Origin of the sequence: Burkholderia sp. 22088, assembly GCF_052045915.1 — a bacterium.
GTDB lineage: Bacteria > Pseudomonadota > Gammaproteobacteria > Burkholderiales > Burkholderiaceae > Burkholderia > Burkholderia cepacia.
In genome coordinates, this window is record NZ_JBQEPY010000003.1 from 504,342 (window position 1) to 520,988 (window position 16,647).

General features: G+C 69.5%; 15 protein-coding genes. 8 read left to right on the forward strand and 7 right to left on the reverse strand.

What is annotated here, in order from left to right; translation table 11 throughout:
- Positions 1 to 169 precede the first annotated feature (169 nt).
- The 4 genes from ACTJLD_RS08165 to ACTJLD_RS08180 all read left to right on the forward strand — a co-directional run bounded on the left by ACTJLD_RS08165 (position 170) and on the right by ACTJLD_RS08180 (position 5,315).
- Entirely contained in the window at positions 170 to 1,879 is a 1,710-nt protein-coding gene (locus ACTJLD_RS08165; RefSeq protein WP_440658503.1) for a GMC family oxidoreductase, read from the forward strand.
- Positions 1,866 to 4,316, forward strand: coding sequence for a flavin-containing monooxygenase (locus ACTJLD_RS08170; RefSeq protein ID WP_440658504.1), 2,451 nt, complete (start codon positions 1,866 to 1,868; stop codon positions 4,314 to 4,316). Before ACTJLD_RS08165 ends, ACTJLD_RS08170 begins: the two co-directional genes overlap by 14 nt.
- A gap of 340 nt (positions 4,317 to 4,656) precedes the next feature.
- On the forward strand, positions 4,657 to 4,989 hold the full coding sequence (locus ACTJLD_RS08175; RefSeq protein WP_048020341.1) for a type II toxin-antitoxin system RelE/ParE family toxin: 333 nt from the start codon (positions 4,657 to 4,659) through the stop codon (positions 4,987 to 4,989).
- Positions 4,986 to 5,315 (forward strand): helix-turn-helix domain-containing transcriptional regulator, encoded by a 330-nt coding sequence (locus ACTJLD_RS08180; RefSeq protein WP_011356110.1) that lies wholly within the window; start codon positions 4,986 to 4,988, stop codon positions 5,313 to 5,315. Before ACTJLD_RS08175 ends, ACTJLD_RS08180 begins: the two co-directional genes overlap by 4 nt.
- Positions 5,316 to 5,331: 16 nt before the next feature.
- On the opposite strand, the gene ACTJLD_RS08185 is transcribed toward ACTJLD_RS08180, so the two are convergent.
- Together ACTJLD_RS08185 and ACTJLD_RS08190 are read right to left on the reverse strand one after the other, a co-directional pair.
- Positions 5,332 to 7,350 (reverse strand): VTT domain-containing protein, encoded by a 2,019-nt coding sequence (locus ACTJLD_RS08185; protein WP_440658505.1) that lies wholly within the window; start codon positions 7,348 to 7,350, stop codon positions 5,332 to 5,334.
- Between the two features lie 102 nt (positions 7,351 to 7,452).
- Positions 7,453 to 7,905: a hypothetical protein gene (locus ACTJLD_RS08190; protein WP_060196642.1), complete on the reverse strand. Its 453-nt coding sequence runs from the start codon at positions 7,903 to 7,905 to the stop codon at positions 7,453 to 7,455.
- Positions 7,906 to 8,225: 320 nt separating this feature from the next.
- On the opposite strand from ACTJLD_RS08190, the gene ACTJLD_RS08195 reads away from it, so the two are divergent.
- Together ACTJLD_RS08195 and ACTJLD_RS08200 are read left to right on the forward strand one after the other, a co-directional pair.
- Positions 8,226 to 8,870: a response regulator gene (locus ACTJLD_RS08195; RefSeq protein WP_027790813.1), complete on the forward strand. Its 645-nt coding sequence runs from the start codon at positions 8,226 to 8,228 to the stop codon at positions 8,868 to 8,870.
- Positions 8,867 to 10,663, forward strand: a complete 1,797-nt coding sequence (locus ACTJLD_RS08200; protein WP_440658506.1) for an MASE4 domain-containing protein — start codon at positions 8,867 to 8,869, stop codon at positions 10,661 to 10,663. The genes ACTJLD_RS08195 and ACTJLD_RS08200 overlap by 4 nt, the downstream gene beginning before the upstream one ends.
- A 47-nt stretch (positions 10,664 to 10,710) precedes the next feature.
- Here the strand turns inward: ACTJLD_RS08200 and ACTJLD_RS08205 are convergent, their stop codons facing one another.
- The 4 genes from ACTJLD_RS08205 to ACTJLD_RS08220 all read right to left on the reverse strand — a co-directional run bounded on the left by ACTJLD_RS08205 (position 10,711) and on the right by ACTJLD_RS08220 (position 13,838).
- Positions 10,711 to 11,010, reverse strand: coding sequence for a type II toxin-antitoxin system RelE/ParE family toxin (locus tag ACTJLD_RS08205; RefSeq protein WP_124840256.1), 300 nt, complete (start codon positions 11,008 to 11,010; stop codon positions 10,711 to 10,713).
- Positions 11,007 to 11,282, reverse strand: a complete 276-nt coding sequence (locus ACTJLD_RS08210; protein ID WP_124673511.1) for a YlcI/YnfO family protein — start codon at positions 11,280 to 11,282, stop codon at positions 11,007 to 11,009. Before ACTJLD_RS08210 ends, ACTJLD_RS08205 begins: the two co-directional genes overlap by 4 nt.
- A gap of 117 nt (positions 11,283 to 11,399) precedes the next feature.
- Positions 11,400 to 12,710, reverse strand: a complete 1,311-nt coding sequence (locus tag ACTJLD_RS08215; protein ID WP_119338747.1) for an MFS transporter — start codon at positions 12,708 to 12,710, stop codon at positions 11,400 to 11,402.
- A gap of 111 nt (positions 12,711 to 12,821) precedes the next feature.
- Positions 12,822 to 13,838, reverse strand: a complete 1,017-nt coding sequence (locus tag ACTJLD_RS08220; protein WP_027790810.1) for an ABC transporter substrate-binding protein — start codon at positions 13,836 to 13,838, stop codon at positions 12,822 to 12,824.
- Between the two features lie 238 nt (positions 13,839 to 14,076).
- On the opposite strand from ACTJLD_RS08220, the gene ACTJLD_RS08225 reads away from it, so the two are divergent.
- Complete coding sequence (locus ACTJLD_RS08225) at positions 14,077 to 14,742, forward strand: response regulator transcription factor (RefSeq protein ID WP_059521686.1); 666 nt, start codon at positions 14,077 to 14,079, stop codon at positions 14,740 to 14,742.
- The gene (locus ACTJLD_RS08230; RefSeq protein ID WP_226255827.1) at positions 14,729 to 16,150 is read left to right on the forward strand and encodes a sensor histidine kinase; all 1,422 of its coding nucleotides are present in this window, start codon (positions 14,729 to 14,731) and stop codon (positions 16,148 to 16,150) included. The genes ACTJLD_RS08225 and ACTJLD_RS08230 overlap by 14 nt, the downstream gene beginning before the upstream one ends.
- Positions 16,151 to 16,187: 37 nt before the next feature.
- On the opposite strand, the gene ACTJLD_RS08235 is transcribed toward ACTJLD_RS08230, so the two are convergent.
- Positions 16,188 to 16,628, reverse strand: coding sequence for a hypothetical protein (locus ACTJLD_RS08235; RefSeq protein ID WP_440658509.1), 441 nt, complete (start codon positions 16,626 to 16,628; stop codon positions 16,188 to 16,190).
- Positions 16,629 to 16,647 lie beyond the last annotated feature (19 nt).

Here is a 16,647-nt window from a genome sequence, read left to right on the forward strand (position 1 = left end):
CCCCGGGAGGAGACACCATGCGACGCAGTCGCCCAACCGATCCCGCAGCCCGCTTCGCACGCCGGCGCGCCGTGCCTGCACGAACCCCTGCCCCTGCCCGGCCAAGCGCCGGCCGCCCGTGCGCGCTGCCGCGCCCCGCCTGATCCATCGACCATCGGAGGATGAACCCATGAGCAGGACTTTCGACTACATCGTCGTCGGCGGCGGGTCGGGCGGCTGCGTCGTCGCCGGGCGGCTGACCGAGGACCCGGCCGTGACCGTCTGCGTGCTCGAGGCCGGCGGCCGCGGCGACGGCACGCTCGTCAACGTGCCGACCGGCGCGGTCGCGATGATGCCGACCCGCGTGAACAACTGGGCCTTCGACACGGTGCCGCAGCGCGGCCTCGGCGGGCGCATCGGCTACCAGCCGCGCGGCAAGGCGCTGGGCGGTTCGTCGGCCATCAACGCGATGGTCTATATCCGCGGCCATCGCATCGACTACGACGGCTGGGCCGCGCTCGGCAACGAAGGCTGGGCCTACGACGACGTGCTGCCGTACTTCCGCCTGAGCGAGCACAACGAGCGCTTCGACGATGCGTGGCACGGCCGCGACGGCCCGCTGTGGGTGAGCGACCTGCGCACCGGCAACCCGTTCCATGCGCGCTACCTGGAAGCGGCGCGACAGGCCGACCTGCCGCTCACCGACGATTTCAACGGCGCGCAGCAGGAAGGCATCGGCATCTACCAGGTCACGCAGAAGCACGGCGAACGGTGGAGCGCGGCGCGCGCGTACCTCTTGCCGCACATCGGCCGCCGCGACAACCTGACGGTCGAGACCCACGCGCAGGTGCTGCGCATCCTGTTCGACGGCACGCGCGCGACCGGCGTCGAAGTCCGTCAGCACGGCGAGGTCCGCACGCTGCGCGCCCGGCGTGAAGTCGTGCTCGCGGCCGGCGCGCTGCAAACGCCGCAACTGCTGATGCTGTCGGGCGTCGGCCCGGGCAGCGAGCTCCGGCAACGGGGCATCGCGGTGCACGCCGACCTGCCCGGCGTCGGCCGCAACCTGCAGGATCATCCGGATTTCATCTTCGGCTACCGCACGCGCAGCGTCGACACGATGGGCGTATCCGCGCGCGGCGGCGTGCGCATGCTGCGCGAGCTCGCGCGCTTTCGCCGCGAACGGCGCGGCATGCTGACGTCGAATTTCGCGGAAGGCGGCGGTTTCCTGAAGACCCGCGCGGACCTCGACGCACCGGACATCCAGCTGCACTTCGTCGTCGCGCTCGTCGACGATCACGCGCGCAAGCTGCACGCCGGCCACGGGCTGTCGTGCCACGTGTGCCTGCTGCGGCCGCGCAGCCGCGGCTCGGTCACGCTCGACAGCGCCGATCCGCTCGCGGCACCGCGCATCGACCCCGCGTTCTTCGACGATCCGCGCGACCTCGACGACATGGTCGCGGGCTTCCGGCTCACGCGACGGCTGATGGAAGCGCCGGCGCTCGCCGGCTGGACCACGCGCGACCTGTTCACCGCGAACGTCGACACCGACGATGAAATCCGCGACGTGCTGCGGCGGCGTACCGACACCGTGTACCACCCGGTCGGCACGTGCCGGATGGGGCACGATGCGCTCGCCGTCGTCGATCCGCAGCTGCGCGTGCGCGGCCTGCAGGGGCTGCGCATCGTCGATGCGTCGGTCATGCCGACGCTCGTCGGCGGCAACACCAACGCACCGACGATCATGATCGCCGAGAAGGCCGTCGACCTGATCCGCGGCGTGCGCCGCACGCCCGCGCGGCCGCAGCGCGAAACCGTCAGGACAGCGACGGATTCCGTTCCCGCTTCGCGCGCCGCGCACGAAGCCGTCCAGCCTGAGGAGACCCGCCATGTCGTCGCGTGACGCTGCCCACCTGACCGAATCCGCCGCACCGCTTGCGGCGATCATCATCGGCGCCGGCTTCGCCGGCATCGGCATGGCCATTGCGCTGCAACGTGCCGGCATCCACGATTTCGCGATCGTCGAACGCTCGCACGACGTCGGCGGCGTGTGGCGCGACAACAGCTACCCGGGCGCCGCGTGCGACGTGCCCTCGCACCTGTACTCGTTTTCGTTCGAGCCCAATCCGGCCTGGTCGCGCGTGTTCGCACCGCAGCCCGAAATCCATGCGTACCTCCAGCATTGCGCGCGCAAATATGGCCTCGCGCGCTACCTGCGCTTCGGCGCCGACGTCGCGCATGCGCGTTACGACGAAGCCGCCGCGCTGTGGCGCGTCACGCTCGCCGACGGCACGACGCTCAGCGCCGCCGTGCTCGTCAGCGGCACCGGGCAGCTGAGCCGCCCCGCGATGCCCGACCTGCCCGGCATCGACACCTTCCGCGGCCGCGCATTCCACTCCGCGCACTGGGATCACGACTATGCGCTCGCCGGCAAGCGCGTGGCGGTGGTCGGCACCGGTGCGTCGGCGATCCAGTTCGTCCCCGCGATCGCCGGCGACGTGCAGCGCCTGACCGTATTCCAGCGTTCGCCGGCCTATGTGATGCCGCGCCCCGACCGTGCGTACCGCCCGTGGGAGAAGGCGCTGTTCCGCACGCTTCCGTGGGCGATGAAGCTGCATCGCGCATCGATCTACCTGCGCTACGAATCGCGCGCGATCGCGTTCACGCGCCTGCACCGGTTGATGAAGGTTGCGGTGGGCCGGCCGTTCCGCAAGCTGCTCGCGCGCGACGTGCCGGACGCCGCGTTGCGCGCACGGCTCACGCCCGACTACCCGATCGGCTGCAAGCGCATCCTGCTGTCGAGCGACTACCTGGCCGCGATGAGCCGCGACAACGTCGAACTCGTCACGCAGCGGATCCGGCGCGTGACGGAGCGCGGCATCGAGACCGTCGACGGCGTGCATCATCCGGTCGATGCCATCGTCTACGGCACGGGGTTCGCGGCGACCGAGTTCCTGTCGCCGATGCGCATCACGGGCCGCGACGGGCTCGACCTGAACGACGCATGGCGGCGCGGCGCGCAGGCGTATCTCGGGCTTACCGTGCCCGGTTTTCCGAACTTCTTCATGCTGTACGGCCCGAACACCAATCTCGGCCACAACTCGATCGTCTACATGCTCGAAAGCCAGATCGCGCACGTGATGCGCTGCCTGCACGCGATGCGGCGCAACGGCGCGCGCGAGATCGACGTCGACGCGCGCCGCTACCGGCGCTTCAACGCGCATGTGCAGCAGCGGCTCGAAGGATCGGTGTGGAACAGTTGCAAGAGCTGGTATGTCGATGCATCGGGACACAACAGCACGAACTGGCCGGGCTTCACGCTGACCTACCGGTGGATCACCCGCTTCACCGGGATGTCCGCCTACCGTTTCACGCATCCGGCGCCCGAATCGGTCGCCCCGACGCGCGACGTCGTGGTCGCGCCGCCCGCCGGCCCGCTGGAGGCACTCACGGCCGCCTCGCTGCGCGGTTTCCTGCGCGTGGCGTTCCGGCCGCTGATCGGGCCGCCGTTCGGCGCACGCATGCAACGCCGCGTCGTCGCGCTGCTGTCGCCGCTGATGCCCGGCACGGGCGGCACGCTGCGCTACCGTACGCACGCGCACCGCGTGCCGGTCGAAGTGGTTGCGCCGAAACGCGGCGACACGGGCGGCGCGATCCTCTATCTGCACGGCGGCGCATTCTGCCTCGGCGGGCCGCATACGCATCGCGGCGTGACGACGCGGCTCGCGAACGACGCCGGCCTGCCGGTGTGGGTGCCCGATTACCGGCTGGCCCCCGAGCATCCGGGCCCGGCCGCGCTCGACGATGCGCTGGCCGTCTACGACGCGATGCGCGCGCAGGGTCACGCTCCGCACCGGATCGCGATCGCGGGCGATTCGGCCGGCGGTGCGCTGGCGCTGGCACTGGCCATCGCGCTGCGCGAGCGCGGCGAGCCGGCCGCCGCCGCGTTGCTGCTGATCTCGCCCGTGACCGATCCCGCGCTCGGCGGCGCGACGCTGGCTTCGCGCCGCCACGACGATCCGATGATCCGCCGCGGCTGGCTCGAGCAAGGGCTGCGCTGGTATCACGGCGCCGGATCGGCGGCGGCCCGCGGCCCGCTCGATACCGACCTGCGCGGCCTGCCGCCGATGCTCGTCCAGGCCGGCGACCAGGAAGTGCTGCTGTCGGACGCGCAGCGGCTGGCCAGTCACGCGCAGGCCTGCGGCGTGCCGTGCCGGCTGGAGATTCATGCGGCGCGCTGGCATGTGTTTCATCTGCAGTCGTTTTACCTGCGCTCGGCGCGGGACGCGTTGCGCACACTGGCGGAGTTTGCGGCGGCACGCGTTGCCGCGACGGCATGACGATGCAACGGTAACGCACGAGGATTTTCCGGCGGGCGCGCCGCGCGACGCGCCCGCCGTCAGACTGTTCGCGCACTTGCTTCACGTCCCACTCATGGCGCGTGCCCTCGGCACGCGCCATCGACACCGGCCATTCGGCCGAATCGCCACGCCAGGTACCGGATGAAAGAATGATCTTCGTCCGGGAAGCCGGTTTCGCTGCCTGCACTGCAACTGCCCCGCATGCGGCGTCGTGTGTCGTCCCGACTCGCCAATGCGCGCACGCCCCTGCGCACACCACCCGGCAGCTCGCACGACCGCCTCCTTTCTCATTCACCCTTTTTGTAGCTTATAAGTTACAATGCTCTCCAAGTTCGAACTTCTTCGCTACCAGCGCGACGATGGTCGCGAGCCCTTCACCGAATGGTTGAACGCCGTGCGCGACAAGCTTGCACAGGCCCGGATTCGCGAACGCCTGCGCCGCGTGCAGACGGGCAACTTCGGCGATTGCGAGCCTGTCGGCGAAGGCGTGATCGAACTGCGCGTCCACGTCGGCGCCGGCTATCGCGTGTATTTCGGGCGGTACGGCGGCGCACTGGTGCTGCTGCTGTCGGGCGGCGACAAAAGCAGCCAACCCGACGACATCAGGCGCGCCAAGGAACACTGGTCGAACTGGAAACGGAGGCAAACATGACCAAGCTCAAAGGTGCGGTATCGCACCACGACGCGGAAGTCGCCGAACTCGGCGCCGACCGCGAACTCGCAGTGGCCTATCTGCGCGTCGCGATGGAGTCGCTCGACGATCCCGACAACCGCGCGGCCGGCCTGCTCGCGCTGCGCACCGTCGCGGAAGCGTACGGCGGGCTCGGCGCGGTCGCGGCCGAAGCCGGCATCAGCCGCGAATCGCTGTATCGCACGCTGTCCCCCAACGGCAACCCGACGCTGAAAACGCTGCTCGCGGTGCTCAAGACCGTCGGCTTGCGCCTGTCCGTCGTCCCCGCGCAGCCGGCGCACGCGTAAGCGGCGCACGGCCCGCTCACGGCCTGACCATCCATACCAGCAGCATCTCGGCCGGCGCGGCCGTGGTCCCCGTCGGCGGATGCCCGATCGTCGGCTCGACCGCCAGCGCCTTCGCAATCGACGCCACATCGTCGATCGTCGTCGAGCGCACGATCGTCATCAGCCGCGCCGGCCGATGCAGCGTCTCGCGATACAGCGCGCCGTACCACAGCGGCCGCATGCCGAGCGCGTCCTGCAACACGTACGGATAACGCCACAGCCGCAGCACGAGGCGGCTTTCCGGCTGGCCCGGATCGACGCGCACGAACACGCGGCGCGTGCTTTCGCCGTGCGTGTAACGCGGCAGCACCGGCAGCGCCTCGGCCGGCGCCTGCGGCAGCAGCCAGCGCAGCGCGGTGGCGGGCGACCAAGGCGTCGCGCGCTGCCAGCCGGCCTGCGCGAGATGCCGGTCGAGCGTGTCCGATGTCGCGCTCCATTGCAGCGGCAGATATTCCTCGCGGTCGCCGCCGATCTCGGTGCGCCGCACCGGCACGCGCTGCCACCCGCCGCGCAGCCACTGGTCGACGGTCATCGCGACCACGTCGCCGACATGCGGGCGCGCCGCGCGGTCGAGCTGCCATTGCGCGGGAACCGTCCATACGCCGGCCGTCGCGAGCACCACGGTCACCGCGACGAGCGCGCCCCTCGGCTGCACATGCTCGCGCACGCGCCAGTACGCATAGGCGCCGGCCAGCAACGCGAACCAGGCCAGCCCGAGGCTCCAGCCGCCCAGCAGGCCCGACAGCCACGTGTCTCCGACATACAGCCGCGCGAAGCCGCCGAGCACGATCCACAGCACCACCGCGGTCACGACCGGAATCCGCCACGGCGCGGGCCGGTCACGCGTCAGCACCCAGCCGAGGCCACTGCTTGCGAGAATCGCGAACGCGGCTTCGGCATCGGGCAGCGGTACGTGCAGCGCGCCGGGCGGCAGGCTCGCGGGCGTCGCGCCGGGTACGCCCGCACCGAACGCCGGCACGAGCAAGACGGCGACGCCGACGGTCGCGAGCCACCACGCGGCGGTCAGCCAGCAGCGATGGATCATCAGCCAGACGAGAAACGCGGCCGCGACGATCAGCCCCGTATCGTGCCCGTGCAACACCGCAAGCGCGCGCATCACGGCGTCCACCGGCGGCGTGCGCAGGTTCTGCAGGAACGCGTACAGCGCGATGTCCGCGTGCGTCAGCGGATCGTTCGCGACGACATCCTGCACGAGGCCCGCGAACAGCCACACGCAGCCGACGAACAGCAGCGCGAGCGCGGGCACCGCGCCCGGCAGGCCGCGTACGTATGCGATCGCGTCGTGCAGCCGCGCGCCGACCCGCGGCCAGCGGTGCGCGCATGCGTGCCCCCCTTCGGCGAGCGCACGACGCAACAGCGGCCAACCGCGCCGCAGCGCGACGCGCACGCCGATCCACACGAGTGCGACCAGCGCCGCGACGACCAGCAGGATCACGGCGACCCGCACGCTGATCGCCGCGGCCAGCGCGGCCGACGCGCCGAACACGATGCCCGGCGCGACGTGCACGGGCGCCCAGACGAGTGCCGAGACGACGTTGACCGGATAGAACGACCGGCGCGGCAGCGTCGCGCAACCGACGACGACCGGCACGACCGCGCGCACCGGCGCAAGAAAACGTGCGAGCACGATGCTCTTCACGCCGTGGCGCAGCACGAACTCCTCGCCGCGCCCGTAGGCGTTCGCATAACCGAAGCGCGCCCATGCGTTGCGGATCATCCCGCGGTAGTGCCGCCCGAGCTCGTAGCTGATGCCGTCGCCGATCACGGCGCCGACTGCCGCGACGCCGATCGTCGTCCAGCCGTCGAGCGCGCCCGCGCCGATCAGCGCACCGGCCGCGAACATCACGGCGCCGGCCGGCACGACCGTGCCGATCAGCGCGATCGCCTCGGCGCACGCGGTCACGAACACGACCGCGAGCACGAGCAGCGGATGCGCGCCGATCGCGCCGATCCACGCGTGGATCGTGTCGCTCATTGCACGCTCCATGGCGAAGCGACCCGGCGTGAGAACACCGGGCCGGCGATGGCATGGGGAGCGTTCATCGGGCGGTGCGCGCGGTCGCGCCGGCGTGGCGGCTCAATCGAACTCGTGCTGCCGCGCGTCGGCCTCGAGCGGCGCGTCGTGGTAGCCGACCGTCGCGATCTCCTGCAGATAGCGCGCGAGAAACGCGCCGATCGATCCGGCGGCCTCGTACTGATGCACGTGGCGAAATTCATGGGTCAGCAGGCGGCGCGTGTCCTGCCCGCGCAGCACGTACACCGCATGACCGAGCGTGAGCCCGATCGTCCCCGGCGACAACAGCCCCGTGTCGCGGGCGATCGCGGCGAGCGTCGGCGTCTCCGGAAACGGCATGCGCTCGACGATCACCACGCGGATCCGCTCCGGCTGGGCGACACCCACCTTGCGCGCGTCGTCGGCCTGCGCCGGCGTCAGCGGCGCACCCTGCGCGATCCCGCGCGCCGCCTCCGCTTCGGCCCACGCGACGGCGGCAGGCAGTGCGGACGGCAGGATATCGGCAAGATCGATCATCACGGGGCTCCTCGTTAGTGTCGTGGCATCGGGCACCAGTTTAGTCCCGAATCCGGGCGGTTCGCGGAGCGGCTGGCGACCCGCCGCGCCGCCCGCTTCCCGCCGCCGCGACCACCCGGGAATACCCTGATTCGCGCCCGCCCCGCCGCGTATGTTTTCTCGGGAATTATTTCGTTTCAGTGCACATTCGCCGAAAACCTGTCTCGAAAATTTACCGGATGAGTATCGTTTTCGGATTCGGCGGAATATATTGGTCAGAAGAACGGCCGCGGCGACCACCGGACAGCAGGGCGCGGCGTCATCCCGAAGAGGATCGCTAGATGATCAGGGTAATTCTGGCTGACGATCACGCAGTCATGCGAGACGGACTGCGTCACATCCTGGAAACGGCCGGCGGTTTCGAAATCGTCGGTGAGGCGAGCGACGGCTCGGCCACGCTCGCGCTGGTCGAGCGCGGCACCGCCGACGTGCTGCTGCTCGACCTGTCGATGCCCGCGCCGACCGGGATCGAGCTGATCCGGCTGGTGAAGCATCACGCGCCGTCGCTGCGCATGCTCGTGCTGACGATGCACGCGGAGGCGCAATACGCGGCGCGCGCGTTCAAGGCCGGCGCAACCGGCTACCTGACGAAGGACAGCGCGACCGCCGAGCTCGTGGAGGCGGTCGGCAAGGTCGCGGCGGGCGGCGTCTACGTGAGCCCGTCGGCGGCCGAAAGCCTCGCGCTCACGCTGCGCGCGCCGGCCGCGGCACTGCCGCACGAACGGCTGTCCGCGCGCGAGCTCGACGTGATGCGCCGCATCGTCGCCGGCCAGACCGTCACGCAGATCGCGACCGAACTCGCGCTGAGCGCGAAGACGGTCAGCACGTACAAGACACGGATCCTCGAGAAGATGGAACTGCCGCACGAAGCCGCGCTGGTCCGCTACGCGGTGCGCCACGACCTCGACCCCGGCGGCGACGCATGAGGGCCGCCTTCCACCTTCCGCCCTCGCCCCCGGACGACGACACCGCCGACGCGTCGCGCCTGTTCATGTCGTCGCTGCCGCCGGGCCGGCGCGAACGGCGGCTCGCGCTCGCGACCGTGCTCGTGTCCGCGGTGATCTTCGCCGCGCTTGCGCCCTTCGCGGGCCGGCCGCTTGCGCCGGGCTGGGCGTTCATCCCCGTCTACCAGTCGGCGATCGTCGTCAACGACATGGTGACGGCCGGCCTGCTGCTCGGCCAGTACGCGATCCTTCGCGAGAAGCCACTGCTCGTGCTCGCGGGCGGCTACCTGTTCACGGGCTTCATGGCCGGCACCCACATGCTGACCTTTCCCGGGCTGTTCGCGCCGACCGGCCTGCTCGGCGCCGGCGACCAGACCACCGCCTGGCTCTACCTGTTCTGGCACGGCGGCTTCCCGCTGACGGTCGCCGCGTACGCGCTGCTGCGCGCGGCATCGCCTGCCGCGGGCCCGATCCCGGCCCCGCAACGCCGCGCGGCGATTCCCGTGGTGCTGTGCATCGCGGCCGCGCTCGGTGCGACGACCGCGCTCGCGCTGCTTGCGACGGCCGGCCACGACCTGCTGCCGCGCATCATGAACGGCAACCGGATGGCCGCGACGATGACGAACGCGATCACGATCGTCTGGGGGCTGAACCTGGTGGCGCTGATGCTGATGTGGCAGCGGCGGCGGCGGCATTCCGTGCTCGACCTGTGGGTGATGACGGTGCTCGTCGCGTGGCTGTTCGACATCGCGCTGTCGGCGATGCTGAATCACGGGCGCTACGATCTCGGCTTCTACGCGGGGCGCGCGTACGGTCTGGTCGCGTCCGGCGTCGTGCTGTTCGCGATGCTGTTCGAAAACGGCCGGCTGCATGCGCAGACGGTGCGCGCGCTGGCCGGCGCGCGCTACCAGCATCTGCTCGTCGTGCAGAAGAGCGCGCAGCTGAACGACGCGAACGAGCGGCTCGAACAGCGCGTTGCCGCACGCACCGCGCAACTGAGCGCGTCGAACCGCGACCTGCGGCGCGAAGTCGAGGAACGCGTACGCGCCGAGCGTGCGCTGCAGGCGTCGCGCGAGGAGCTGCGCGAGATCGCCGCGATCAGCGCGAGCGCACGCGAAGCCGAGCAGCGCCGCATCGCACGCGAGCTGCACGACGAACTCGCGCAGACACTCGCGACGCTGAAGAACGATCTGGAATGGCTGATCGATCGCGTGCCGCAGGACGACGCACTGCTGGCGCGCAAGATCGCGGCGATGCACACGCTGGCGCGCGGCGCGGTGGCCGCGACACGCCGCATCGCGTCCGACCTGCGCCCGCTGATGCTCGACGATCTCGGCTTCGCCGCCGCGATGCAATGGCTCGTGGAGGATTTCCGGCACCGCCACGGCATCGACTGTGCGCTGCATGTCGACCCGCCCGAACTGCAACTCGACGAGCCTTACGCGACGGCGGTATTCCGCATCGCCCAGGAAGCGCTCGCGAACGTCGCACGGCACGCGGCCGCGTCGCATGCGAACGTCGCGCTCGTGCAGGCGAACCAGGCGATCGAGCTGACGATTCGCGACGACGGCGCGGGATTCGATCCCGGCGTGCCGCGCAAGTCGGGATCGTTCGGGCTGGTCGGGTTACGCGAGCGTGCGTATCTCGTTGGCGGCACGCTGCGGATCGCGACGACGCTCGGCGAGGGGACGACGGTCGAGGTGGAGATTCCGCTGTCGCCTGCGCCTGCTGCGGTCGCGCATGGCGGGAATGGGGGGTCGAGGATCGATCGCTGATCGAAGCGGCAATATCGGCAAATACCGGCCGCCGCGTCGATCATGCGTCAGTGGTAGTCGTCTTCCCGTTGATGTCGCACGGCCAGAATCGTGACTTGCTCGGCCGCTTCAATCTCGAACAGCAGGACATAGCCCGACGTGCCGAAAGACACGATCAGCTCGCGCAGAAACGGATTCCCGTCGTCGATCTTGCGGCATGTGAACGGAAACATTCGGAGCATGGCGATACCTTGTTCGATCGCGTCCGCAGCCCGCGCCGCTGCATCGATATCGCGTTCGAGCAGGTATCGATACATCCGCACCAGGTCCTCACGGGCCGCACTTGTATATCGGACCCGATAGATCAATCAGCCGCCTTCGCTGCTTTCGCAGCCTTCAGCATGCCCTCGAGTTCGGCCTGCACGTCGGCAGCGTCGACGTATTCGCCGGTACGGCGCGCTTCGTCACGCGATGCAAGGCCACGGGTGACAAACTCGCGCTGCAGGCGACGACGTGCGATACCATCGCGAAGCGCCGACTCCATGAACGCAGACAACGTCTCGTTTTCCTCAAGGACCGACTCTGCCGCCTCCCGCAATTGCGGATCGACACGCAGCGCCGGCATGGTCGCAGTTTTCATTGCACACTCCATGCATTACACATGTAATGCATGGTAGCACACCCTCTTTTACACGTGCAGTCGGCCATTTGGCCTAACCAACGTGTCCGGGACCACAATCCGGCCGCGCCGCACACCTCACGCCCGCATCGCCACCATCCCCCGCTCCGAGCGAGTCCACGCGACCAGCGCGCCGATTCCGAGCAGCGCGAGACACACGATCGGCACGATCATCGGCCCGAACGCGGTGCCCGTCACCTTGCCGGCAAACGGCATCAGGTTCTGGCTGAAGAAGCCGCCGAGGTTGCCGATCGAGTTGATCGCCGCGACGCTCGCCGCCGCCCGCGCGCCGGTGAAGTAGCGCGGCGGCATCGACCAGAAGCACGGGTACAGCAGCGGGATGCATGCGCCGCCGAGCACCAGCGCGATGAAGCGCAGCGGCGTCGACGGCAGCACGAGGCTCAGCAGGAAGCCGAGCGCGCCAAGCGCCGCGACGATCGCGATCGTGCGCAGGATGCTCTTCGCGCGGCGCAGTTTCCCCGGCAGCCACACCAGCAGCAGCACGGCAAGCGCCCACGGCAGCATGCTCAGGAAGCCGTTCGTCGTGCTCGACACGCCGAACGATTTCACGAGCGTCGGCAGCCAGTACGTCACGCCGTACAGCGACGTCGACATCAGCATGTAGGTCGCCGCGAACAGCATCACGCGCGGGTCGAGCAGCGCTTTCCACGGCTTGCCGTGCTCGGCCTGCGCGGGTTTCTCGCGTTCGAGCGCGGCCTCGACGATCTGCTTCTCGCGGTCGTCCAGGAAACGGGCGTCGCGCACCGACGCGGGCAGCACGCGGAACACGACGATCGCGACGATCACCGCCGGGATGCCCGTCGCCACGAACACCCACTGCCAGCCCGCGAGCCCCCACACGCCGTTCAGGCTCAGCAACACGCCGCCGACCAGCGAGCCGAGCATGTTCGCGAGCGCGCTGCCGAGCGTGAAGATGCCGAGCACCTTCGCGCGATAGCTCTGGGGAAACCACAACGTCAGGTAATAGATCACGCCCGGATAAAAGCCGGCCTCGGCGATGCCGAGCACGAAGCGCAGCGCGCAGAAAGCGGGCATCGACGTCGTGAAGCCCATCAGCACCGTGATCAGCCCCCACGTCAGCATGATCCGCGCGAGCCACACGCGCGCGCCGTAGCGATGCAGCGCGAGCGTGCTCGGCACCTCGAACAGCAGGTAGCCGATGAAGAACAGCGACGACGCGAGCCCGAACGCGGCTTCCGTCATCCCGAGGCTGTGCACCATCTGCAGTTTCGCGAAGCCGACGTTCTGCCGGTCGATGAACGCGATCAGGAACATCACGACGAGGATGGGCAGCAGGCGCCGCGCCATCTTCGACATGATGCGCTGTTCTTCGGCGGACGCGGGGTCCAGGGTGTCGGTAGCATTCACTTCAGGCTCCTTGCGTGAATCGGTTGCACAGCGGTTGCATGTCGTTTGAATCGGCGCCGCGCGCGACGATCGCGCGGGTGCGGGGCATGTCGGGGAAAGGAAGCGGCGGCATCAGCGCGACCGGTAGTCGTCGAGCATCGGCGCGAACATCTCGTGCCACGCACGCGGCTTCGCCTTGATCGTGCCGGCCAGGTACAGGAATTCGACGTAGTCCATCAGCTGGTTCGGCAGCACCGAGAAACGCGTGTCGGGCGCGGCGAGCATCCGCATCACGTCATCGTGCGACACGCCGACGCCTGACGACGCCGCGTACAGCGCGGCCGCCGCGCGCGGATCCTGCGCGATCAGGCGGTTCGCTTCGTCGAGCGCGCCGAGAAACGCGACGGCCAGCGCGGGGTCCGTATCGACGAGCCGCTTCGGCGCGAATACGACGTCGAGCGTCAGCGGGCCGAGCACGTCGACCGAATTCACGACGCGGTGAATGCCCGGCTGCCGCAGCTCGAGCGTCGAGAACGGCGGCGACGTGAAGTGCGCGGTCACGCCGTTCTCGCGCCGGATCAGCGCCTGCATCGCCTGCGGATGCGGGAGGTTCACGGTGATCGAATCGAGCTGCGCGAAATGCTTCGCGCCGAGCTGCCGGCTCGCGACCATCTGCAGCACGACCGCCGACAGCGACGTGCGGATGCCCGGCACCGCGATCCGGTCGGACGGCGTGAAGTCGCGCAGCGACACGAGGCCCGCGCGGTTCGCGTTCAGCGACAGCGACGTGGTGGACAGCCCGCTGATGCCGATCACCTCGACGTTCGGAATGCCGCGCGCCCGTGCCCACAGCTCGATGAAACCCGGTGCGCCGGCGCCCGCGAAATCGAGCGTGCCGGCCATCATCGCGTCGTTGACGGAATTGCCGCCGTCGAGCAGCACCCAGTCGACCGCGACGTCGCGCACGCCGTGGCGCGCCGCGTGCCGCTCGAACAGCCGCTGCTTCTCCATCACGAGCAGCGGCAGGTACAGCACCCCGAAGCCTTTCGAGATCCGGACGGTGCGCGGCTTCGCGCGCACGAGCGGCGGCGCGGCCAGCATGCCGATGCCGGCGGCGATCAACGCGCGGCGGCGCGGCGACGTCGTCATGCGCGGGCCGCCGTGCGACGGACGGCAAACGGCCACGCGACAGCCCGCGTCGCGCTGCGCCGCGCATTCGTCGTGCCCGTGACATGCTGCATGTTGCCGTCTCCTTGAATATTTCTGGTATTAATGCCGTCCTTGCGTGCTGCATCCGGCTCGACACAGGTTATCGACCGAGTCTGAGAAAATGCTGACATCCCGGCCCCGGGAAAACCCCTAACCCACCCATCTGCGAAACGGCACCATGCGTATTCTCGTCGTGGAGGACGATGCCGAAATCGGCGCGGCGATCCGCAGCCGCCTGGCGCGGCTCGGCCATGCCGTCGATCTCGAAACCGACGGCGCGACCGCGAACGGGCTGCTGCGCGTCGAGCGCTTCGACCTCGTCGTGCTCGACGCGAACCTGCCCGGCATGGACGGCTTCACCGTGCTGCGACACCTGCGCGCGTCGGGCAGCACGACACCCGTGCTGCTCGTCACCGCACGCTCGGCGATCGACGACCGCGTGAGCGGCCTCGGCCTCGGCGCCGACGACTACCTGGTGAAGCCGTTCGACTACCGCGAGCTCGACGCGCGCGTGCAGGCGCTCCTGCGCCGCAACAGCGGCCACGCGAACGACGTGCTGACGCTCGGCGGCCTCGTGATCGACCGCAGCAGCCGCCTGGCGGAACTCGACGGCCAGCCGTTGTCGCTGTCGCGCCAGGAATTCGCGCTGCTCGAAATCCTCGCGAGCCGCCCGCAACGCATCTTCTCGAAGGACGAACTGCTGAACCAGTTGTTCAGCTTCGGCAACGAGCCGACCGCGAATGCGGTCGAGCAGTACGTGACACGCGTGCGCAGGAAGCTGCAGGGCAGCTCGGTCGAGATCCGTACCGCGCGCGGGATGGGGTACCAGATTGCGGCGCACTGACTGGTTCCCGAAGACGCTGTTCGGGCGCACGCTGCTCTTCATCGCGCTCGTCGTCGCGTCCGGCGCGCTCGCGCTCGCGGCGATCGCGCGCTACTACGCGGGCGTCGCGGCCGAACGCGCGTACGACCAGCTGCTTGCCGGCGCGTCGATCCAGGTCGCGGAAAACCTCTACGTGCAGGGCGGCGTGCTCGCGCTGAATCCGCCGGTGGCCGCGCTGTCGACGCTGTCGCGCTACGACCTCGTCTACTACAAGGTCGTCGATTCGCGCGGCATCGTCGTGGCCGGCTACAACGATCTCGCGAGCCCCGTGACGCTCGCCGCCGCGAAACAGGGCCCGGCGTTCGCGAACGGCCTGTACCAGGGGCACCGGATCCGCACCGCGACCATCGCGCGTTACATGCCCGAGGAAAGCACGCCGGGCTGGGCGCTCGTGACCGTCGCGCAAACCACCAACGCGCGCCAGCAGCTCACGAACGACATGAGCCTCAAGGTGTGGACGCTGATCCTGCTGATGAGCGTGCTCGCGATCGGCGCGAGCGGCCTCGCGATCCGGCGCGGCCTGCGCCCGCTCGCGCAGATCGGCACGATCATCGCCGCGCGCGACCCGGCCGACCTGCGGCCGGTGGCCGTCGACACGCCGAGCGAGATCGACGCGATCATCGGGTCGATCAACGGATTGATACACCGCCTGGCCGAACGCATCAACGCGATGCAGCGCTTCATCGCCGACGCGGCGCACCAGATGCGCACGCCGCTCGCGCGGCTCGACGCGCAGATCGAGCTGCTCGAAGGCGAATCGGACCCAGCGCGTCACGCGGCGCGGCTCGACGCGCTACGCGCGACCTCTTCGGACGTCGGCCGGCTCACCGGCCAGTTGCTCAATCACGCGATGGTGATCCATCGCACCGAAGCCGTACCGCTGCAGCCGGTCGACCTCGTCGCGCTCGCGAAGGACGTGCTCGGCCGCGCGATTCCGCTCGCGGGCGAGCGCGATGTCGCCGTCGCATTCGCGAGCGACGCGCCGCTCGCCTGGATCGACGGCGACGCGATCAGCCTGCAGGAAGCGTTGTCGAACGTGCTGCACAACGCGCTGCTGCACGGGCATGCGGACGACATCGTCGTGTCGGTCGCGACGAAGGGCGACGCAGGCGATACCGTGACGCTGACCGTCACCGACAACGGCCGCGGCATTCCACGCGAGCATTGGGATGCCGCGCTGCAGCCGTTCGTGCGAATCGCACCGGACGGCAGCGAGCGGCGCACGGGGTCGGGCCTCGGGCTCGCGATCGTGCAGGAAGTGATGAAGGCGCACGGCGGGCGCATCGGGTTTGCGTTTCCCGATGCGGGCGGGTTCGCGGTCGTGCTGACGTTTCCGCGTGCGGCGGGGATCGGCGCCGCGCAGGCATGAAGGGACGGACCGGTGCCGGATCGGGCGCGGCAGGCGCTCAGTCGTTGTCGTCGAAGCGGTTCCGCTCCGCATGCCGCGCGACCAACTGGTCCAGCTCGTCATACCGACGATCGCAGAACAGCCGGCACAATGTGTCGACTTCCGCGCGCGTGTCGACGTCGATCGTGTCGACATGCTGCTCCAGCTTGCCTTTGCCGATCCCGAACAGCCCCTTCTTCATCCGCATCGAAACGGCATTCAACTGGAAGCCGTCCGCATGCGCGTCGCTCAGCGCGGTCACCCACAATTCGCGCTGATCGTCGGCGTGCTGCAGCACGAGCGCGGGCAACGGCCCTTCCTGCGTGTCGTCCCATTCGGCGTGCTGCGCCGCCCACGGGAACGTGTCGAAGGCACGCGTGAACGACGCGTAGTCGGTCGCGCCCTGAGGGTCGAGTTGAGTGTAGTCGTAGCCGGTTTTCTGAATGGCGTAGGTCAACATGGCGCGGCGCTCCCGGTGG